At 60.8% G+C, this 20,714-nt stretch carries 18 protein-coding genes; 3 read left to right on the forward strand and 15 right to left on the reverse strand.

What is annotated here, in order from left to right; genetic code table 11:
- Window positions 1-63: 63 nt before the first annotated feature.
- Window positions 64-1,128 (forward strand): NAD(P)H-dependent flavin oxidoreductase, encoded by a 1,065-nt coding sequence (locus ABD720_RS10435; RefSeq protein WP_344763218.1) that lies wholly within the window; start codon window positions 64-66, stop codon window positions 1,126-1,128.
- Window positions 1,129-1,225: 97 nt separating this feature from the next.
- On the opposite strand, the gene ABD720_RS10440 is transcribed toward ABD720_RS10435, so the two are convergent.
- Genes ABD720_RS10440 through ABD720_RS10490 form a run of 11 tightly spaced genes read right to left on the reverse strand, consistent with a single transcriptional unit; the run spans window position 1,226 to window position 12,283 of the window.
- Window positions 1,226-2,338: a type IV pilus twitching motility protein PilT gene (locus tag ABD720_RS10440; RefSeq protein WP_344763219.1), complete on the reverse strand. Its 1,113-nt coding sequence runs from the start codon at window positions 2,336-2,338 to the stop codon at window positions 1,226-1,228.
- Between the two features lie 22 nt (window positions 2,339-2,360).
- On the reverse strand, window positions 2,361-2,801 hold the full coding sequence (locus ABD720_RS10445) for a lytic transglycosylase domain-containing protein (protein ID WP_344763220.1): 441 nt from the start codon (window positions 2,799-2,801) through the stop codon (window positions 2,361-2,363).
- Window positions 2,798-4,222, reverse strand: a complete 1,425-nt coding sequence (gene pilV, locus ABD720_RS10450; RefSeq protein WP_344763221.1) for a shufflon system plasmid conjugative transfer pilus tip adhesin PilV — start codon at window positions 4,220-4,222, stop codon at window positions 2,798-2,800. The genes ABD720_RS10445 and pilV overlap by 4 nt, the downstream gene beginning before the upstream one ends.
- Window positions 4,223-4,229: 7 nt before the next feature.
- The gene (gene pilM, locus ABD720_RS10455; RefSeq protein WP_344763222.1) at window positions 4,230-4,724 is read right to left on the reverse strand and encodes a type IV pilus biogenesis protein PilM; all 495 of its coding nucleotides are present in this window, start codon (window positions 4,722-4,724) and stop codon (window positions 4,230-4,232) included.
- 48 nt (window positions 4,725-4,772) lie between these two features.
- The gene (locus ABD720_RS10460) at window positions 4,773-5,318 is read right to left on the reverse strand and encodes a type 4 pilus major pilin (RefSeq protein ID WP_344763223.1); all 546 of its coding nucleotides are present in this window, start codon (window positions 5,316-5,318) and stop codon (window positions 4,773-4,775) included.
- A 28-nt stretch (window positions 5,319-5,346) separates the two neighbouring features.
- Window positions 5,347-6,423, reverse strand: a complete 1,077-nt coding sequence (locus ABD720_RS10465) for a type II secretion system F family protein (protein ID WP_344763224.1) — start codon at window positions 6,421-6,423, stop codon at window positions 5,347-5,349.
- 1 nt (window position 6,424) lies between these two features.
- Window positions 6,425-8,059, reverse strand: a complete 1,635-nt coding sequence (locus tag ABD720_RS10470; RefSeq protein ID WP_344763225.1) for a GspE/PulE family protein — start codon at window positions 8,057-8,059, stop codon at window positions 6,425-6,427.
- Window positions 8,056-8,550, reverse strand: coding sequence for a type IV pilus biogenesis protein PilP (gene pilP, locus ABD720_RS10475; protein ID WP_344763227.1), 495 nt, complete (start codon window positions 8,548-8,550; stop codon window positions 8,056-8,058). The genes ABD720_RS10470 and pilP overlap by 4 nt, the downstream gene beginning before the upstream one ends.
- 58 nt (window positions 8,551-8,608) lie before the next feature.
- The gene (pilO2, locus tag ABD720_RS10480; protein WP_344763228.1) at window positions 8,609-9,895 is read right to left on the reverse strand and encodes a type 4b pilus protein PilO2; all 1,287 of its coding nucleotides are present in this window, start codon (window positions 9,893-9,895) and stop codon (window positions 8,609-8,611) included.
- 16 nt (window positions 9,896-9,911) lie between these two features.
- On the reverse strand, window positions 9,912-11,528 hold the full coding sequence (pilN, locus tag ABD720_RS10485) for a PilN family type IVB pilus formation outer membrane protein (protein WP_344763229.1): 1,617 nt from the start codon (window positions 11,526-11,528) through the stop codon (window positions 9,912-9,914).
- The gene (locus ABD720_RS10490) at window positions 11,528-12,283 is read right to left on the reverse strand and encodes a toxin co-regulated pilus biosynthesis Q family protein (RefSeq protein WP_344763230.1); all 756 of its coding nucleotides are present in this window, start codon (window positions 12,281-12,283) and stop codon (window positions 11,528-11,530) included. The genes pilN and ABD720_RS10490 overlap by 1 nt, the downstream gene beginning before the upstream one ends.
- A 324-nt stretch (window positions 12,284-12,607) precedes the next feature.
- Between ABD720_RS10490 and ABD720_RS10495 the strand changes: the two genes are divergently transcribed.
- Both ABD720_RS10495 and ABD720_RS10500 read left to right on the forward strand, forming a co-directional pair.
- Window positions 12,608-13,870, forward strand: coding sequence for a diguanylate cyclase (locus ABD720_RS10495; protein ID WP_344763232.1), 1,263 nt, complete (start codon window positions 12,608-12,610; stop codon window positions 13,868-13,870).
- 64 nt (window positions 13,871-13,934) lie between these two features.
- Window positions 13,935-14,663, forward strand: a complete 729-nt coding sequence (locus ABD720_RS10500; protein ID WP_344763233.1) for a pyridoxine 5'-phosphate synthase — start codon at window positions 13,935-13,937, stop codon at window positions 14,661-14,663.
- 2 nt (window positions 14,664-14,665) lie between these two features.
- Here the strand turns inward: ABD720_RS10500 and pgaD are convergent, their stop codons facing one another.
- Genes pgaD through pgaA form a run of 4 tightly spaced genes read right to left on the reverse strand, consistent with a single transcriptional unit; the run spans window position 14,666 to window position 20,627 of the window.
- Entirely contained in the window at window positions 14,666-15,211 is a 546-nt protein-coding gene (gene pgaD / locus ABD720_RS10505; RefSeq protein ID WP_344763234.1) for a poly-beta-1,6-N-acetyl-D-glucosamine biosynthesis protein PgaD, read from the reverse strand.
- Window positions 15,208-16,569: a poly-beta-1,6-N-acetyl-D-glucosamine synthase gene (gene pgaC, locus ABD720_RS10510; protein WP_344763235.1), complete on the reverse strand. Its 1,362-nt coding sequence runs from the start codon at window positions 16,567-16,569 to the stop codon at window positions 15,208-15,210. Before pgaC ends, pgaD begins: the two co-directional genes overlap by 4 nt.
- A gap of 3 nt (window positions 16,570-16,572) precedes the next feature.
- Window positions 16,573-18,555: a poly-beta-1,6-N-acetyl-D-glucosamine N-deacetylase PgaB gene (pgaB, locus tag ABD720_RS10515; RefSeq protein ID WP_344763236.1), complete on the reverse strand. Its 1,983-nt coding sequence runs from the start codon at window positions 18,553-18,555 to the stop codon at window positions 16,573-16,575.
- Window positions 18,552-20,627 (reverse strand): poly-beta-1,6 N-acetyl-D-glucosamine export porin PgaA, encoded by a 2,076-nt coding sequence (gene pgaA / locus ABD720_RS10520; protein ID WP_344763237.1) that lies wholly within the window; start codon window positions 20,625-20,627, stop codon window positions 18,552-18,554. Before pgaA ends, pgaB begins: the two co-directional genes overlap by 4 nt.
- Between the last annotated feature and the right edge of the window lie 87 nt (window positions 20,628-20,714).

The following is a 20,714-nucleotide window of genomic DNA, read 5'->3' on the forward strand; positions in this document are numbered from 1 at the left end:
CATCCTTCCCGCTGCATCTTTGTTGACCTCGCTGTTGACATTTTCCTTGACTGGCAAGCAACCATGACCATCCACACCACGACATTCAGCACCCGCCTCGGCATCGACTATCCGATTGTGCAAGGCCCGATGAATGGCGCTTCCTCGCCCGAACTGGCGGCGGCGGTCAGCAACGCAGGTGGACTGGGCTCGTTTGCCGCAGCGCTGCTGTCGCCAGAGGCGATCATTGACGGTATACGGAAGGTGCGCGCGCTCACCAGCAAGCCGTTCAACGTCAACCTGTTCGTCCTCGATACACCGGTGATCGATCCGGTGGCGATCACGCAGTCCGAGCAACGGCTGGCACCGTTCCGGGAATCGCTGGGCCTGCCAGTGGCGCCGACCCCAACCCGGTTCTCCGAAGTCTTGGCACCGCAACTGGCCGCGTTGCTGGAGGCTGCACCGCCGGTCGTCAGCTTTACCTTCGGCATCCTCGATGCCAGCCAGGTGGCGCAATTCAAGCGTGCCGGATGCCAGGTCATCGGCACGGCCACGACGGTGTCGGAAGCATTAGCGTGGGAACAGGCAGGTGCCGATTTCATTTGCGCGCAGGGTGCCGAAGCGGGCGGGCATCGCGGCACCTTCATGGGCGATGTCGAGCAATCCTGCATCGGGCTGATGGCGCTGATTCCGCAAGTCGCAGCCGCCGTAGCGATACCGGTGATTGCGGCCGGCGGCATCATGAACGGGCGCGGGATCGTCGCTGCGCTGACGCTCGGGGCGCAGGCCGCGCAGCTCGGGACTGCCTTCCTGTCCTGTCCGGAATGTCCGATACCGCAGGCATGGAAAGCGGCGCTGTTGACGGCCAGGGATGACAGCACGCGACTGACCCGAACTTTCTCGGGGCGCTATGCGCGCGGTATCGTCAATGACTTCATGGAACAGATGCGGCCCTACGAAAACGACGTGCCGTCGTATCCGATCCAGAACGCCCTGACCGGGCCACTCCGGCAAGCCGCCGGCAAACTCGGACGCGCCGATATGATCGCGCTGTGGGCCGGGCAGGGTGTGTCGATGTCGCGCACGATGGCCGCGGCTGATCTGGTGCGCACGCTGGCGGCGGAGATGGCGGAGGTTGCGCGCGCTTAGTCTGGTGATGTCGAGCGTGGCGAATGTGGCGATTGCAGGGGCCGATGCGCGCCATCGTCACGCACGGCCGATTGCGCCACCCAGCCGCGTCTGTCGTTCACGTCCCGGCAGGCGCCACTCGTATCGAACTGAGCATCTCGTGCAGTTCGGCACGGTTGTACGCGGCCCGCATCGCATCTTTCGCATTGATGATTTTTTTTGCCACCAGCTGGGCCAGCGCGTCGTTCAGGCTGCGCGACATGTTGTCTTCCTTGCGCCGCATGAAGTCCGACAGCATATGAAATTTCGCCTGGTCGGCAATCAATCCAGCCACCTGCTGGTTGTTGTTGAAGATCATCTCGCTGGCGAGCGCCAGCGCATCGCCATTGTCGGTCGGCACCAGGCTCTGGCTGATCACGCCGATCAGCGAACTTGCCAATGCGCTGGCACGCTGGTTGCGCTGTTCCGGGCCAAAGAAACTAAGCAGTTTTGACAGCGCACTGACCGCGCTGTTGGTGTGCATCGTGGCGAGTACCAGATGGCCGGATTCGCCGGCATGCAGCAGCGTGTCGGCGGTATCGAAATCACGGATCTCGCCGACCATCAGGATGTCTGGATTCTGCCGCATCGCCTCGCGCAGCCCGGATGAAAAACTGACCGTATCGGTCGGCACTTCCTTGTGCGAAATGATCGACTGCTTGCGTTCCAGCAGATACTCGATCGGCTCCTCGATGGTGATGATGTGGCTGCTGCGCGTGCTGTTGAAATAATCCAGCATCGCCGCAATCGTGGTGGTCTTGCCGGAGCCGGTCGGGCCGGTGACCAGGATGATGCCGCGGGTTGCTTCGAGCATGCTGCGCACGTACAGCGGCAAGCCGGTTTTTTCCATCGAGATCGGATACAGCGGCAGGCGGCGAATCGCGATCGCGATTTTTTCACGCGAGCCGCAGTGGTAGACATTGCAGCGCAATCGGCAATGGGTCAGCAGGAACGAGCGGTCGATGGCGCCGTCGTGAATTTTTTCTTCCCACTCCAGGTCGATCGACGACAGCAGCGGAATCATTTCTTCGCGCTGCACTGGTTCGGCGCTCATGGCTTGCCACTTGCGCGGCGTCTTCACCATCATCGGCATGTCCTGTTCGATGTGGATATCGGTAAAGACTTTGCCCAGGCTGACGAGCTCGATGATTTCCTGCAGCAGGTCGCGAAACATGACGGTCGGCGCATTCATGATGGTTCTCCTTGCTGAATCGTCAGCGTGGCAAATTGCGATAGACGCGCTGGGCATACAGCGCCCGTTGCATAGGCTGGCTTGAGTTGTAGGCACCCACGGCTTCCCATGAATTGCCGAGGCGCTGCATGTTCTGCGACAGAATCCACGCCCCGACATGGATGCTGGTGCAGGGGTCGCGCAGTTGCTGTTCGCCGATACCGTACTGGCGCAGCAGCGGAAACCAGCGGCTGTTGATCTGCATCAGGCCGAGGTCGTAGCTACCGTTGCGGTTGCGATTGATCGCGTTCGGATTCAGGCTTGATTCGGTGCGGGCGATCGCCACCAGCATGGCGGGATTGACGTTGTAGCGCTGGGCAGCTTCGTGCCAGCAGGCGTGCGCTGGCAGGGTCGTCATCAGGCACAACAGCGCCATTGCGTTGCGGCCGTGCACGCCGCTAAGGGGTGTAGGCGTGTTGATCATGGCGGCGTCGTCGTATTGTTTTGATAGACGTACATGCCACTTGGATTGTCAGCTGGCGTTGGACTGGGTGGCGGATTCGGAATGGAGGATTTGCAAAACATCGTGATGCCGTTCGGGTCCATCGTCACGCTGCCCCACGGGCTAATATAATCCGGACCGCTGTAATAGTTGCAGGGGTCACCTGCCAGATGCACGCTGCTGATGGAATAGAAGCGTGACATCATCGACACAGATGCCTCGACTTTTTGCGCCGAGACTCTGCCGCTGTCAGCGTGGATATCCCGGCTGGCCAGGACGTCACGTGTGGCCAAGACATCCTGATTGGCCACCAGGTTGCGGGCGGCAATGATATCCCGCACAGCGTTCAAATCTTGTCCGGCGTTGATGTTTGTCGTGGCAAAGATGGAGGAGGTTGGTCCGTTCGCCGTCAGGTCGCCTTCCATGGTCAGATGGCCATTCTGATCAAGAGCGAGCGGCTGCCACCCACCGACACCATCTCTCATGTACGCGCGCCCGAGGTCGGTAGTCATGTAGACGTCGCCCTGACGCGGACCCGCGACGGTTGCCAGTGCGGCATAGTTCGCGACCGGTTCTTTCCAGTAGGTATCCACAGGATTGGCCCATTTATTATTTGGGACATCGCAGGTCAGCAGTTGTCCGCTGGCGTTCATGGCAATCGCAGGGGCTGTTCCGCAAGCAGTGCCTGCGACCCGGTTGATGGCAGCGCCGCCCATGCCGATGGGGGTATCCATCCGGTTGAACTGGGTATTCCCCCCCACCGGCGTACGATAAAGAAAGTCATTTTGTACCTGCCCCCCGCCACCAAAGAACAAGGCATTCGCCAGGTGCCCCAGGTCGGCTGCCGCACCGGAACAATTATTTGCAGTAAACAGGCCCAGTTGCGCGTTAGTCAGCACCCAGCCGCCATAGACACCGCGGGCGACCGTGCCAGAGGTATTGTCGCCGGGTACGGCATAAGTGATCGCGCCACCGCCTGCGCCGGCATTGGCGGCCAGGTAGCTGATATCTGCTTCAGGGATGAGGGTGCCGCCTTCGGTCACGATCAATGCATCAATCTGACCGGCTCCCGGTTTGTTCAACAACATGCAGGGAGTCTGTCCGTAGACATTGGTGGCGGGAAAATTGGCAGATAGCAGACCGGCTCCCCGCAATTGCCCCAGCGTGACGGTGGTCTGGGTCAGGGGACCCGCGGGGACAGGCAGCAGCGTTGTGTACTGATCGGCGAGATAGCGCGTCGCCGCCGCCACAAATTGCGCCTGGTACTGCCCGGCCGATTGCCCCTTCACGTCCTGCAATGACATGTCCAGCATGCTGGTCAGGCCCAGCAGCATCAGCATGCCGATAGCCAGTGCCGCCATCAGTTCGAGCAGCGTAAAACCGCGTTGGGCGTGATGGTTCATGATGGATTCAATCCCGGTGGGCCAGCCAGACTGGCCGGCCATTCTGGTAGGGCGTGATCGACGCTGGCAGTGCCGGCAAGGCGGCGGGTGCGTCGGTGCCGTGGAAGGACGTCTCGATCTGCGACGGTATCGTATTCGTATTGATGCGGCCAGCCGTCACGGAGCGACTTGCCATCTGGCTGATGGCGTCAATGATATCGGCCTCGGGCATGCGGGTGGCATAGACCACGATGGTGCCGTCGGCCCAGATGCAGTTGCTCCAGAGCGGCGGATTGAGTGCCACATAGCCGGTCGGGAAGTCTGCGGCGGGGACCGCAGCCGGGCACGCCGCGCCCGGATTGGCGTTGGCAAAGTTGATCACGCCAGCGCGGTAGCTGGTCATGTTCTCGGACAGCGCGGTGACCTGCGACTTATCGCCGGCGCGTGCCAGTTCCACCTGTGACGACATGGCGGCAAAACCGATGAGGGAACCAATCATAGCGATGATGACGGCTATCCACATGGGGGGCTCCCTTCGGTTGGGTTGTGACTGGCACGCATGGCTATCATGTCAGGGTGAGGTCCAGGTAATGGTATTGGCGGCAGCACCAGTGCATTCGAGTGCGGCCGCCGCAGGCGTCGCCGGAAAAACGGTAATCCCGGCACCACCGCTTGCGATCGAAGTCCAGCCAGAAGCACCACTAATAATATTGATGCATGCATCTGTTGGTACTAGTGTGTATGCGATAGTGAATGCGCTGCCGGCACCGGTGACGGTCACGGTGCCGCCCCAGGTATTGGTAACAGCTGCTCCCGCACCAACGGCCAGTGTCGCAGGAAAGACGTTTGCGCTAATTAGGTTGGCATTCAAACTTACCGCACCATAGCTACTGGCTTGACCCATGTAGAGCTTCTTGACCCCGGTGCGAATCGAAATGACTTCTTCCACCACCCGGTTCGACTGCGCACTGCTAAACGCCCCCGTCAACAGCGACACCGCGCCCAGCACGACAATCGCGGCGATCCCCAGATAGGCAATCCCCTCCAGCAATGACGCACCGCGCTGTTGCGGCAAACGGGTAACACTGATTCGTTGATGCAGTTTCGTATGTCTCATGATCATCTCCAATAATTGATCACCAGCCTCAGCGCCCCGCGCGCGTCATGTTGGCAATTTCCTGCTGTATCCCGAAAAACCCGGTAACCAGCCAACTGATGACCACCGCCAGCAACACGATGGCCACCCCGTTCAACACTTTCATTTGCAGCGACACCGTCTCGACACCTTCGTCCATCCACTCGTCGGCCAGGGTTTGCAGCGCTTGCGAAAAGCCCTTGTACTCGGCGTAGACGCACAGGTCGTCGATGACTTCGTCGGAGGGAAAGCCATAACCGGAACCGCGCAACGCCTCGCCGCAATTCATGCCGGACTTGACCCCCAGCAGGGCACCGTCGAGGCGTTCGCGCAGCCACGGCTCGGCCATGTCGCTCAGACGGATCAAGGATTTTTCGACGGTGATGCCGGCATGCTGCAGCGCTGCGAATGCCATCAGAAAGCCGCTGCCCACCACCAGCCGGTAGATCGAATACGGCGCGACATGGTCGATCAGCACGCGCAGGTTGCCGCGCCAGCGCGGCATCGACCAGATCACCAGCCCGAACACCAGGATCAGTGCGACCACCAGGGGCAGCATGCCGTGCTGAACCCATCGCGACATCACGTACAGCGACTTGGCCGAACCGCGCCAGAGCGTCGGGTCGACTACCTTGGCGAATTCCGGAATGACGCGCGTGCCGAACACGTACAGGTAGCAGAGAATCAGCACCAGAATCGCAATCGGGTAGGTCAGTCCGGCGATGATCACGCTCTTGATTTTTTTGCCGGCCTGGACGACTTCGATGACGCTCAGCAGCGTGCGTTCGAGCTGGCCGGATTGTTCGCCCGCACTGATGATCATGCATTCGGTATCGGGCGCCCAGTTTTTCAGGGCTTCGCCAAAACTGCTGCCGTTCTGGATCAGGCGGCGGCAATCATCGAGCACGATGGCCATCGCCTCCTGCGGTTTTTCGCCATTGTTGGAGGCGCGCTCGCGCAGCTCTTCGAGAATTTTCAGCAAGGGCAAGCCATTGGCCAGCATCTTCGAAATCTTACGATACAGGCGCAGTCGTGCCCCTTCCGAAAACTGGAAGCCCGCCCACCACCGGTTCAGGTTGATCTGCATCTCAGGTCTCGCTCGCCGAACCGGCACGGTGACGTTGCAGGTCATCGCCAGCGATCAGCTGGCCGACAGTTTTTTCAGCCATGCGCGGATCGATGATGCCCTGGATGACTTTGGCAATCGCGTGCTCGACGATGGTTTTGCCACCCAGTTCCTGACGCCAGTAAGCCAGTGCACCGATCTTGTCGGCAGCGCGCAGATAGTTGCAGAACTGGGCGTCCGGCAGGATCACTTCGGCCACTACCGTGCGTCCGATGGTGCCCTGTCCGCCACAGGCCTTGCAGCCCGGCCCGGTCATGCAGACTTGCGGCAACTGGCTACCGACGGCGGCGCGGATGCGGGCCATCTGTCGGGCCGGAATGTCGCTCTCTTGCTCGGACAAGCGGACTTTGCACTGCGGGCAAAGCAGCTTGACCAGACGCTGGCTGATCAGTCCCGTGATCACGGTATGGTCGGCCGTCATTGCCAGCGGCAAGCCGAGATCGACCAGCCGGTCGATGATGGCAATGGCGCTGTTGGCATGCACGGTGGTCCAGACCTGGTGGCCGGTCATGGAAGCGCGCAGCGCACTCTGGGCCGAGGCGGCATCGCGCACTTCGCCGATCATGATGGTGTCGGGGTCTAGCCGCATCGCATTCGAAATCGCCGCCGAAAACAGCCGCGAGCGTTCGATTTCGCTGGTGGCGTTGGTGACGGCAGTCTGGACTGCACCGGGGATCGGGTACTCGACCGGGTCTTCGACGGTCAGCACGTGGATCTTGCCTTGCGACTCAAGCAGCTCTCCGCTGAGCACGCGTTGCAAGGTGGTCGATTTGCCGGAGCCGGTCGGGCCGCTGATGATGTTCATGCCGATCGGATGCTCTTTCAGGATCTGAATCAGGTTGGCGTGTTCTTGCGTGAAGCCGAGCGGACGCAGGTCGATATGGTCGCCGGCGTCGTTGTACAGCAGGCGCAATACCATCAGGCTGCCTTCGCTGGTGGGCGCGGTGGCGATGCGTACGCCGTACAGCATGTCGGGCAGCTTGTCGCGGTCGCCGATGCTGGCATCCTGCCGTTCGGTGGGCTTGTACGAATTGTCGGAGACCGCTGTCATGGCGCCGTAAATGGTGGCCAGCAGGCGCTCGCCGTAGGCGCGGGTCTGGCCGCCAACCTTGACCAGATCGTTATGGATACGGAAATAGAATTCGGTACTGAGCTTGTTGACACGAATGTGGATATCCGAGGCGCGTTCGCGGCAACCGCGCGCCAGCAAATCCTTGGCGGTGACCTGCATCACCGTGTGTTCCTGGTGCCGGGAATGGATGTCGTTGCCACTGTTGCCACCGCCAATTCCGCCTTTCTTGTCACCCTGATACAGGCGGCTGATCGCTTCGATGGTGCAAAAGACAATCGAAAACGGCTGCTTCATGCGTTCCAGCCGTGCCCGATAGGATTGCACGTGGGGATTGAGCAGCTGGCCACTGGCGATCAGCAGGCGTCCGTCCGAGAGCAGGCATAGCAGCTTGTGCTCTTCTTCGCTGGCTTCAAACGCACCCTGGTTGCTGAGCAGCGTGGCCGCCATCAGGTCGACCGATTCCAGCACCGCTGCGCTCGAAGGCGCCAGTAGTTTGTCGTCGGTAGGCCGGTAGCGCGAGTTCATTTGATCGCCCCTTTGATGGGCAAACGCGGTACACCCGGATAACTGGCCGGGCCCATCGCCGGCAGAGCCATGTTGGTTGGCACGCCGCCCGATGCGGCGGCGACGACCGCGGCCGTGCCGGGCAACAGCCGCACGCTATTGCGCTTGTCGGCCGAAACGATGACTTCGTTGGTATTGACCGACAGGACCCGCATGCCGTTGGGCAGGGTATCGCCCACCTTGACATCGATACTGCTGCCGTTTTCGAACTGCAGGGTCGCGTGTACGACGTTCCCCACGCCCTCGATGGATTGCACGGTCGGGTCGCCAGGCGCACCCGGACGCGCGCTCTGATCGGCATTGTTCTGGCGTGCCGTGATGTCGGCTTGCAGCTGCAGGATTTTGGTCTTGACGGCGAGTTGCCGTTCCTGCGCCTTGAGCACCAGGGTTTCGGCCTCGATCCGGGTCAATGATTCGGCCGTGGTTTCCGCTGCGCCGGAGGGGCGTGGCATCAGGCACAGCATCATGCACAGAGGCAGTGAGAGTGTCGGGGTCAGATGATTTCGTCGATTATTTCGCATACACCACTCCTTCAATTGACCAGTTGCCGGCACGCCAGGTGATCCGGTCGAGCCGCACACCCGGCTGGCTGATCAGGTCGGCCAGCATCATCGGCGTGAGCACACCCAGGTCTGCGGTGAGCGTATAGATGGTTGATTCGGGCTCCGGCGGCGCGGGCGCTGCGGGCCCGGGTGCCTTGACCGGCGCGGCAGGCTTGGGCGCCGCAGTCAGCCGCAGCGCGACGCCCAGCGACTGACTGCGCTCCTGCAATTGCCGCAGTACCACGCTGGCAGGCAACAGGACGTCCTTGCCATCGGCTTTCAGGATCAACGGCGCTGTGTCGCTGGCTTGATTGCCGCTGATGGCGATGACGGCAGTCGGGATCTTTTCATGCAGGTAGCGCACATTGGAGCCATTGCCCGACCAGGTGTAGGTGACACGGTTAAGGTCACAGACGTACTGGTCGAGCTGCCAGCCGCCGGGCGTGACTGGCTGCAGCAGTGCTTCGCAGGCGCGCGCAAAGACCAGCGGCGTGGGCTTGCTCAGCCACGGACGTTGCGGCGACTGGCGCGCGCTGTCTGCCATGAGCCTGGCGCGGGCGGCGACCATCGCCTGCTCGCGTTCCTGTTCTTTTTTCTGGTGTTGCTGATACAGATAACCGGCACCGGCGCACGCCACCAGCACGGCGCCGCCGCCCAATGCGGCAAGTTGCCTGGTCGACAGTCGGCTCTGGACCGGGCTTAGCGCCGACCATTTGCGCAGATGCAGCTGGCCGTTTTTTTTCTTGGGAAGTAACGCGTCGAGCGTCTTGCCGCTAAAGTTGTGGAAGCCGAACTGCTCCAGCTCGGGTTCGCCGATGACCACATTCCAGCCACCCAGCGCGTAGTCGCCCTGCAGCCGCTCCAGCACTTCGTCGCGGGTTCCGGCGAAATCACCATTCGGTAAAAAGTTGGCATCCCGCACCGCGCAGTACGCCCACGTGTCGTCAGGCAGCTTGAACGCGCACAGCCAGTTATGCACTGGCTGCTGGTGACCATCGTAATGTGCACCTTCAATGGCGAGGGTCTTGGAGATGACGGCCGCCAGCGAATGCTGTCCGCGCCGCGCGCCATCGCGGGTATTGCCATAGCCGGCCTGGGCCATCGCGTGGTCCTTGCGCAAGACCATCATGTCGGCATCGATCTTGAATGACAGCCGCGCCGCCTCTTTCCAGAAGTCACGCGGACGCGACAGCGACTGCCAGAACAGGCCGCAAATAAAGCGGGATTTGCCAATCTGAAAGATGTGGGTTGCCATGGTCCGGGCTCGTCGGTCAGGAGGCGCGCATGGCGATCGGGGTGATCAGGATCACGATGACCTCCTTGTTGCCGGAGGCCTTGAGACTGCCGCCCAGCAGCAGATTGGCCGGCGTGCCGACACCCTGCTGGTTCAGGTTGTCATCGGTTTGCTCGAAGCCGCTGATGACCAGGGTTTCATTCGATTTCATGGCGACGCGCTGCAGGAAATTACGGGTTTCGATTTCCGGCGTTTCGATCGTGGCGGTGCTGCTGGAGACGGTACGCAGCGAGCGCAGCGTCGAGATATCGGTCGAGAATTGCAGCATGACCGCGCCATTGTTGAGCACGTTCGGCAAGATGGTCATGTTGAACCCGGTGGTGATGGTGCCTGGTGTCAGCGTGGTGCTGCTGCCGACGTTGGCAGTGAGCGTGGTTTGGGACGATTTCAGGTAACTGGTCTGTTTGGCGACCTGCACCGGGACCGGCTGGTTGTTCAGCGTGACCACGGAGGCCGAGGTTTCACGTCGCACCTGACCCTGCTCGGACAGTGCCTCGATGAGCATCGAACTGCCGGCCAGCCTGCTGGTGGCGGTATCGAGGATCGCTGCCGAAAACGCGCTGCTGTTGGCAACGCTGGCCAATGAATTCGTCAAGCCGTATTTGCGCGAGAGTGTCTGGTAGACGCTGTCCCATTTGATGCCATAGTTGTCGCCGCGCGTGAGCGTCACCGCCAGTACCGTGACATTGACCATGACCTGGCGCGACAGCGCGCGGTTTTCCTTGTCGATGAACAGGGCAATGCGTTCGAGGTTGTCGGGCGTGTCGGAGACCGTGATGGAGCCGGTCGCCGGGGACGACACTACCTTGCCCTGTGACGACAACATGATGCCGACGGCTTTTTCGATACTCGAATACACCGAGAGGGTCGATTTGACGGCGGTGTTCTGGGTGTTGGTGGCGTTGATCGCATTGCCGCCGCCACCACCACTGTCGCCACCCGAACTGGCGCCGCTGGAGACCGTGGCGCTGAGCGCCGAATCGCCCGGCACGGCAGCGATCTGGAAGGTGCGGGTATCGGTATGAAAAAACTGAATTGTGCCATTGGCGTATTTCCAGGACACGCCGAAGCGGGCAGCGGCGGTATCGAGCAAGCCCTTCAGGCTGCCACCCGAAAAGTCGATCCGGATCGGAGTCGGAGCTTGGGCCTGATTCTGGCCGGTGGCACCGAATCCGCCAGGCATCGCTGGTTGCGCCGATTTTTGTCCTGACATGGCCGCAGGTTGTCCGGCTTGCGCCGCATCACTGGCGACCTTGGTCGGAATTCCCGAGCGCAAGGTGATGCGTTCAGCAAATTCAGCCAGCGAGTTAATGGATCGCTCGAACGTTGCGGGCTGGTTGAAGACCGGCGGAAGCGGCGTCTGACTCACGCGCGGCAGGCTGCGGCCGAGCCAGATACCCGGATCGTGTTGTACGGCAGGGAGCACCTTGCTGGCGGCGCCATCGACTTTGCCGACGTCACGTGCCAGTTGCGATGCGCGTGCCTCGCTTTCTTTGACGCGTCCGATGATGCCTTCGTTCATGCTGTTGCAAGCCGGTAGCAGGCTGACGGCGAGCGCCATCAGCGTCACTCGTGTCACTGGTGCTGGTTTCATTATTGCGCTCCTTTGGCCACGATACGCAGTACCCGGTTGCCTTCGTAAAAGATGGCCGTAACCGGTGCATCGCCAAATTGCAGGCTGCCCGTCACTGCTGCGACGGCATCTTCGAACGAGCCTTTGATGCTGGCGGCCGCCTCGATCGAAAAATCTTGTGGCAGTTCCCAGACCAGTTGCCATCCCGCCGTCAGCGACCAGCGTGCCAGCGCGTTTTGCAAGGTGCGATCGGCGGGTGTGGTGCTCCAGAGCAGCAAGGGCGGCTCGGGTGGTGCTGGCGCTGTTGCCGACTCAGTTGCTGACACCGGTGTCGGCATGCCGTCAACATTCATGAACTGCTGGGTATCGGTACTGCGCAGCGCCAGCCCACCGTCCGCCCTGGCCGGCAGTTTTTCGATGCGCAGGCGCTTGCCATTCAGGCGCCAGGCAAAGTGGTATTGCTCCGCCAGCGTGGTGAGCACCTGCTGTGCCGGCAGATCGAGGTTCTCCGTGAACTGACCGTCGATGCTGTCGTCGATGCTGATCTGCAGATGTTGTGCCTGCGCAAATTGCCTGAGAACGTGCTTCAGGCTGTGTCCCTTTGCGCGGTAATGGAAGCGCTCTTTGCGCCAGCTGGTTTCGGTCGTTGCCGGAGTTGCCGCAGCAGTTGCAGCGACAGTCGCAGCGGTGGCAACGTCGCCCACACCGAGACAGGTTCCTGCCAGGAGCAAGGCAAACAGCGGAGGCGCAGCACGATAGCGGAGTCGACAAAGCATAAGGAGTTCCTGAAACACAGTTGCCGCACGCCGGGTTGGAGACATGTGCAAACTGACTTGTTAAGCGAACGACCAATCGTTCGACTATAGGTTTCTGTACATCACTACTTTTAGTTTATGCTTGGTGTTCTGAATTACAAAACGTTTGTTTGATGCTTTGTAGAAATTGTTGAAATTTGTGCGGATAGGGAACACTGCTCAGAAGAAATCTGAATCGTGCTGCTGCAGTGATGCAGCCGAGGGGATACTTGGTGAGTACCTCGAAACGTCTGGCGGTTCCAGACATGTCGATATTTATCTGGCGTACTGGAAAGGGAACCTCGCATGCATCACCCTGGCTCATCCGAATCACTGATCTATCTGGTCCATCCGAATGCGCTGCTTGCCAAGGACACTGCGCTGCAACTTGGTCAACTGGGATGCCCGGTAGAAGTGCTCGCCGGCCTGGCGGCGCTGGCTGACGTGATCGACCGGCGTGCGCCAGTTGCCGTGGTGGTCGACCTCGGCAAATCCATGGCCTCGGCGAGCATGATGCTGGAACTGACGATGCTGCGGCAGAGTGCTGATTTTGTGCTGGTGTTCCTGTCCTCACGCGGTAACTTTGAATCCCGCCTGAATGCCATACACGCCGGTGCGGATGCCTATTTCAACCGGCCGATCGATCTGGTGGCGTTGATTGAAAAACTCGACGCGTTGATCCGGAATCGTGAACGCCGCCCCTACCGGGTCATGCTTGTTTGTAACGATGCGCGCAGTGCTGATGTGCTGCGCGGCGCAGGAATGGAAGTCGACCTGCTGGTCAAGCCGGCAGAGCTGTTCAACCGGCTAGGGGAATACAAACCCGAACTGATACTGGTGGATGTGCTCCTCGCCGATTGCAGCGGCATCGATCTGATCAGGTTAATCCGGCAGAATGTGCTGTATCTCGATATTCCTGTCGTGTGCATGGGGGCACAGGTGCCGGACGATGCCTACCATCTGCAGGCGCTGACGGCAGGCGCGGACGACTATCTGGCCGGCTCGCTTGGTGCCGCCCATTTGCGCGCTGCGGTCGCGGGGCGAGCGGAGCGCTACCGGTCTCTACGCGGGCTCATCACGCGCGACAGTCTGACCGGTTTGTATAACCACGGCGCGATCAAAGATACGCTTGCACGTGAAATGTCGCTGGTCGAACGCAGTGCGGCGCCGCTTTCCATGGCGATGCTCGATCTGGATTTTTTCAAGAAGGTCAACGACACCTGGGGCCATCCCGTCGGCGATCAGGTGATACGCTCGCTGGCGCGGTTGTTGCAGCAGCAGTTGCGGCGCGGCGACATCATCGGACGCTACGGCGGCGAAGAGTTTGTGGTGGTCATGCCCGGCACCACGCTGGCTGCGGCCGCAACGGTGCTGGCCAATATCGGCGCCGCTTTTGCGCAGGTCAAGCAGAATGCGGACGGCGTGGTATTTCATGCCACTTTTTCTGCCGGCGTTGCCGAGGCACACGGGCACGCCGATGCGGAGTCGTTGTTGCGCAGTGCCGATGCCGCGCTCTACCAGGCCAAGCACGCAGGACGCAATTGCGTGATGCAGGCCAACCCGCCTTGAGCGAGGCTGTTACGCTATCGGCCTGACGCTGTTTAATCATGTTCGACGAGGAGTGAGTTTCTGCATGACCAAGCTATCTGTAAACATCAACAAGATCGCCTTGCTGCGCAATTCGCGCGGTCGCAATTATCCGGATGTCAGCGCCTTTGCCGAGCGCTGCCTGTCCCTCGGCGCCGACGGCATCACGCTGCATCCGCGTCCGGATCAGCGCCATGCACGCTATGACGATGTCGTCGCATTGCATGCCGTGACGGCAGCCTTTGGGCGGGAACTCAATGTCGAGGGATTCCCGACCAGCGACTTCATGGAGGTGGTCCAGCGAGTACGCCCGGCCCAGTGCACACTGGTGCCGGACAGCCCGGATCAGCTCACCTCCGACCACGGCTGGGATCTGATCCGCGATGCGGACCTGCTGCGCCCGGTGATTGCCGCATTGAAAGACAATGGCGTTCGGGTCAGCCTGTTCGTTGATGTGGGCAACCAGCAGCTGGCGCTGGCAAAACAGCTCGGCGCTGATCGTATCGAGCTTTACACCGAACCGTATGCGCAGGCGTTCGGCACGCCCGGGCTGAAGAACGTGCTGGATCAGTTTCACGAGGCGGCCTTGCGTGCCAACGCAGCCGGACTTGGTGTCAATGCCGGTCACGATCTGAATCTGGACAACTTGCCCGATTTTTTGACAATTCCGGGCATCCTTGAGGTATCGATTGGTCACGCATTGATCGTCGAGTGCCTGGAGTCAGGCATCGAAACAGTGCTGGGGCGCTATTGCGCCAGTGCCGCCGGTCGCTGAGCCTAAGCCGATACGTTGATCGCGATGCGGGAAGTTGGCAAGCGTGTCGGGAGGTAGTCGGATTTGGCGATCACGCCACCGGGCAGGGCGCCCGGGATGATGAATGTCTTGATGGCATGCCGGAAGGTACCGTCGACGTCATGGATGGCCACCAGGCAGCGTGCACCCTGCCAGGCTGCCAGCCTGGCAGGACTGATTTTTCGGTACTGTGCCAGCTCCGAGAGTTCCACAGAGCCGCTTTGCTGGCGTCGCTGTCTTCCGTGAAACAGCACATATTCCCGGCCAGCCCAGCCCACCAGGACGACGCTTTGCGCAGCAACGGCGATCAGGCACGGTGCAACCAGTTGTACCAGGCTGGACCAGCTGTCGGTGGCGCGTACCGTGTCCCGCATTACCACGAATCCGAGTTGCCAGATCGCTACTGTCGCCAACGGACTCCAGCAACCCAGCCACAGACTCCAGAGCAGCGCGGCAACGATGCCCCAGCCGATGCGTGCCGGTAGCGCCAGCGCCATGGGGTGATTGATGATGGGCGCAAACTGGGTCATGGTGGTGGTCCTGATGAAGTGAGATTCGAGGTGAGATTCGAGGTGAGATTCGACGTAAGTTCCGAGGTGAGTTCGGATGGGTGGTCGGTAGGCGGCAGCTGGCGGCCGGATGCCTGCAGGCCGCGATCCGGACTGACCCAGACAGCGCGCTTGCCACGCGGACGCAGGAGAACATGCGGTACCGCCCACAATGTCGTCGCCATGTTCAGCATCCAGTACGCCAGCGGGTACCAGACCATCCAGAAAAAATGGCGAAACAATTGCTGGTCATAGCGTCGGTCCAGCAGCATGGCGACCATGATCTGCAGCAGGCAGGTCAGCGCCATGAGCAGGGCATGCCAGTTTCCGTTGTGCCGGACTTGCACGACTTGCCAGGACGGCGGCAGCAGCAGACTCGCCATCCAGAGCACCGATACCGCGCCCATCACGCAGGCCCACGCGACCGAGGTGACGTATTCCAGATAGATCGGCCACATCCTGCGCAATTTCCATGAGCGAAAAATGAAGCGGTATTTGATGACCGTCTGCAGTCCGCCCATGGCCCAGCGCAAGCGCTGCTTCCAGAGCCCGGTGATGGTTTCCGGCATCAGAATCCAGCACAAGGCGCGCGGCTCGAAGCGGATGCTCCACTGCGCATTTTGCAGCTTCCAGCTGATGTCGATATCTTCGGTCAGCATGTCGGGACTCCAGAATCCGACTTCCAGCAAGGCGCGCCGTCGAAACATCGTGACCACGCCAGACACCGTAAAAAGCCGGCCATACACCCGCTGCGTCCGTTTGATCAGTCCGATGATCGATGAGAATTCACCAACCTGCAGCCGGCCCAGCAGGGTCGAGCGTGTACGAATACGGGGATTGCCGGTAACGGCGCCAAGCCGAGCGGCATGCTGGAAGTGCACCATCATCCAGCCGATGACGTTGCGGTCGAGCATGGCATCGCCATCAATGCACAGCAGGTATTCGCTGTTCGCGAGTAATGCAGCGGTATTCAATCCGACCGCCTTACCCTGGTTGCTGGCCTGATGGATCACACGCAGCTTCGGATAACGGCGGGTCAGTCGATTGAGGATGGCTCCGGTCTGGTCCGTACTACCATCGTTGATGCAAATGATTTCGTAATTCGGATAGTTCAGGCGCGACAGCGATTGCAGGACTTCGTGAATATTGTCCTGTTCGTTAAAGCACGGTACCAGCACCGAGACCAGCGGCGTCCCTTCCAGCAGCAACAGCGGATCGCGTTGCGACACGGTGTTGCGTTCGTATCGCCACCAGAACACCAGTCCGCCCAGCATCCATGCAAACGACATCAGCAGCGGATAGTAAAACGTAAAATCGAGCAAAAAATCAATCAGCCGCATGCGTTACCTCGGCACCGGATCGACGGCCAGCGAAAACGCCGGACGGATCACCGTCTCGTCGGGCAGGTTGCGATGGAAATCGTCCGGGTAGTAACCCAGGTGGCGCACGCCGGCCAACCGTAGTTGACGCATTTGTGCCGCCATATCCCTGGCAGGAATCGGCAGTCCGGTGCGCCAGTCGCGACTCTGCAGTTCGAACACAGTCTTGCGCAGCGCATCGGGCTGGCGTGTCGTCATCTGCAACAACCGCTTGAGCCAGTCCACCGGGTCCTTCGCCTGTTCCATCTGCGGCATGGCCATCAAGGCTACATGGTCATAAATCGCAAGAAAGCTCGGCAGCGATTGCGCGTACCACTCTTCTGCGCGGGGCGACAGCACCGGTTCTGCAAACAGGTTGCGGGCCGTCATCAGGCCTGGTTGATAGCGCCGCAGACCATCAGCCAGTTCGAGCGTGAAGGCATTCAGGTAGGCGGTCTTGTGTTCGGTCCAGCGTTGTCGCAATAGCGGATTGGCGCGGATGGCACTTACCGTGTGTGGCAATTGCCACTCGTTGCTGTACACCTCCAGCGCGGCCGGACTGCTGTCTTCGTAGTCGGACAGGGTCGCATCATCGTGGAACAACACGCCGGCGAATGTCGCGCTCATCCCCAGGTCTTCGTAGATGTCGATGATGGTGGCGCGCGCCAGTGCGTCAAAGGGTGACAGGCGCAGCGTGCGGCCATGAGTTGCCGCAGTCGGTGCTGCCGGATCAACCCGGACCAGATGCGTTGCGGCGGCATGCCCTTGCGGGAGACGGAAGGCCAGCACCGGCATCCATGCATAGACCTTGACACCGGCGCGGGTGCGCAATTGCCAGGCCACGCGTGAAAACAGATCGGCACGCATCGGCAAATGACGATTCGGAAAGTACAGTGCATCGGCCACGCCATCGCCATCGGGGTCCGCAAATGCCTGCAGATACACGGTGCCCGGATGCAGGCGCCTGATGCGTTCGATCAGCGTCGACAGATTGCGCTCCTGAACGACGGGGTCGGTATCGTAGACATAATCCAGATCGACCTGGACTACCCGCTGGGTTGTGTCCGCTATCGTGCTGTCCTGTGCTGGTTCATGCAACATGTCATGCAGTTCTGCAACGCTGGTCGTGAAGCTCACGAGCGATCGGCGCAGGCTGTTCAGCGGCTGCTGCGGCAGATTCGGTCCGGGTTCGAGAGTGAACGCCATGGGCATCCCGGCCGCGACGGACTGATCGGTGGCAGGTTGGCTATACGCGCCGTACGGCCACACCATTGCCCGCGGTCGCTGTCCGGTTTCCTGTGCGATCAGGTCGGCGTTGCGGATCAGGTCCGCGCGGATGCGGTCCGCATGATTGGTGCCGGATTCCCGGATTTGCCGGTCACTATTGAATAGCAGGGTGGTCGCCGACGGCAGCAGATTGCCTTGCGGATTGGCCGGTATGCCGCGGTGCAGGTCCCAGGAGTGCGAGGCGATCTCGACCAGTCCTGACTGCTGCATTTCACGCACTTGTTTCCAGGTGACGAATTGCGCGGCGTCCTTGTTGGCCGACGGCGGTGACTCGATCCAGCTACCGACCACGGCGATCATTGCCGGAAAATTGAATTGCTGCAGTAGTGGAAATACTTTGGTGTAGGTGCTTGCGTAGCCGTCGTCAAAGCTCAGCAAAACGGCTTTCGTAGGCAGCGTCGCGCGTCCTGCTCTGGCATCGACAATGTGTTGCAGGCTGACCGGGTGGTAACCATTTTTTTGCAGCCAGGAAAAGTGTCGAACCAGTTCACGTGTATCGAGTGCAGTCGATTCCGGTGACGTGGCGAGGCTGGCGTGCAAGTCGTCACGGATGTCGTGATAGCACAGCACGCGAAAGCTTTGCGACGGGTCTTCGACCGGCGGCGCAGCTTGGGCCAGTGACTGCAACAGACATAGCGCGGGCAGGATGAGGCGCCTGCACAGTATGGATAGTGGAGTCATTGCATGATCCAGTTCAGATTGACATAACCGTAGCTGCGCTGTTCGCGTGCGCCGTCGTAGGGATGGAAGCCGTGACCCGCGCCGTAACTGAACGAGAGCGCATCATCGACTTGCCATTCGTGTTCGTAGCGGGCATCCGCCATTGCCGCACCGGCAAAGCCGGACTGGCTGTAACGACCGGCTACAACGCCAACGCGTTGCCGGAATGCCCGTTCATAGCGGCGCCAGCTGAGCCATTCGGCCTTTGCTGCGAGTGCCACTTCCTGATCCCGGACCGGATTGAAATACGGCGTCGGCAATGCGCGATTTCGGCTGGTCGCGAGGCTGAGTGTGGTGTCAAATTTGAAGACAGGCCCGCTGATCCAGCGTTGGCTCCACCAGAGCCGTGAGCCGACCCGCAGATTGCCATCGGAAAAATCAGTGCCGCTCAGCTCGATGCCCGCTTTGCGCGCTTCGTTGGCGCTCCAGGTGACGCCGGCGCGCAGTTGGCGTGCGGTGGTTCCAGCCTGATAAGCGGCCGCGGCCAGCGTGTTGAGATTGCTGTCGAAGGCAGCATTGACTTGCCAGCTATCCGAGATGGCGGATGCCAGTCCGAGCACGATGCCGGTGGCACTTGCCTTGCCATCCGCATGGTTCAGTTCGGTGTCGAGTGTCAGGCCGGATGACCGATAGGCCAGACCGGATCCAACCCGGTTACGAGCCACGGTCTGTGTGTCCTGGCCTGCGGCGGTCGCGCTCCGCAAGCTGCCTTGGGAGCGTGAAACATGCATCATGAACCGGATGTCATCCTCCGGGAACAGTGACAGTGGTGCAGACGTCCAGCTGGTATCGAGTACCGATTCCGCGCCGGCAGCATTGGCGCCGTGGCCGATGGTCAGTTCGCTGCGCAGTACCGGCGCTGCACGTAGCGCCAGCTGGCGCTCCAGATGACGTACGGCGCGGTGGTCGGGTTCGCTTTCCTGCAAGGCTGCCAGCATGGTTTTGGCGGAGCGATAGTCGGACAGCGCGAGTTGTACCTCGGCCAGCCCGGCTGCCGCCTCAATCGATGCTGGATGATCGACCTGGACCAGGCGAAACTCTTCCCGTGCGAGACGACGGTGGTCGCGGGCGTTCTGCAGGCTGGCCCATGCAAGCCGGACATCGGTATTGAAGGGCGCCAGCGCGCGTAGCGACATCAGCCGTTGTTCGGCCTCGTCAAGCCGGTCGGCATACATCCGTAGCAGTGCGGCCTGAATCGCTGCCGTGATGTACTCGGGATTGGGACGTTCGATGCCGGGCAGTCCCCGGTTGGATAGCGCCGGCGTATTCGCCACGATGCGGTCGATGAGCGCGATGGCCAGATCCGGTTGCTCGGTTTCGAGGTAGGCATAGGCCAGTGTCAGCTCGGTGTCCGGCATGCGGCTCTGCGGGCCGGCTTCGCGCAACGATTCCAGCAACAGGTCGCGCGCCCGTTCGGGTTGCTTTTGGGTCAGCCATGCTTCGGCGGCCGCAATCCGGACATACAGTGGCAGCGGCACCTGGTCGTCCTTCATGCGGTTGAACAGAACGAGCGCGTCGCGGTTGCGTTCGCGCTCGCGCAATGCCAACAGATGGTCGAACCGGGTGGGATTGCCCTCGCCGAATTCGGCGGCGATTGCGCGTTGTTCGTCGATGGCGAGATCGATGGTCGCGAATCGCTGTGCGCCGCTCTGGTTATCGCGCTGCACCTTGCCAAATCCAAGGGTTAAAGCCGCTGCCTTGTGGGCGAACTGATACCGTTCATCGTTACTGAAAAGGTGTTTTTTTTCATCAGCCAGTTGCCGCGCCAGATGGTGCGCTCCTGCCTGCGAGAGTGCGTTGACGCGGTGTCGAAATGCATCCTCCGCCCCGGGGTTCAGGGCCGACAGGCGCCGCCACAGATCGGCTGCAGCGAGCCATTCACCCTGCTGTTCGTGGTTGACTGCGCGCGTTCGCAGCGTCTGCGCCACAGGAGTATCCGTGGGTGCCGCATGGGCGATGTTGCAAAGAGTATGGCCAATTATCGTGGCAGCAATGCCGACGAGGAAGGCCTTGCGGGTGATCAAGTTATGCATGGAATACGGAGTGACTGGCGTAGTTCGGCCGTCGGTAAATCACGCAATGCTGATGATGCGATGCGCTGATTTATCTGTCGAACGTCG

Origin of the sequence: Actimicrobium antarcticum (genome assembly GCF_039536745.1) — a bacterium.
GTDB lineage: Bacteria > Pseudomonadota > Gammaproteobacteria > Burkholderiales > Burkholderiaceae_D > Actimicrobium > Actimicrobium antarcticum.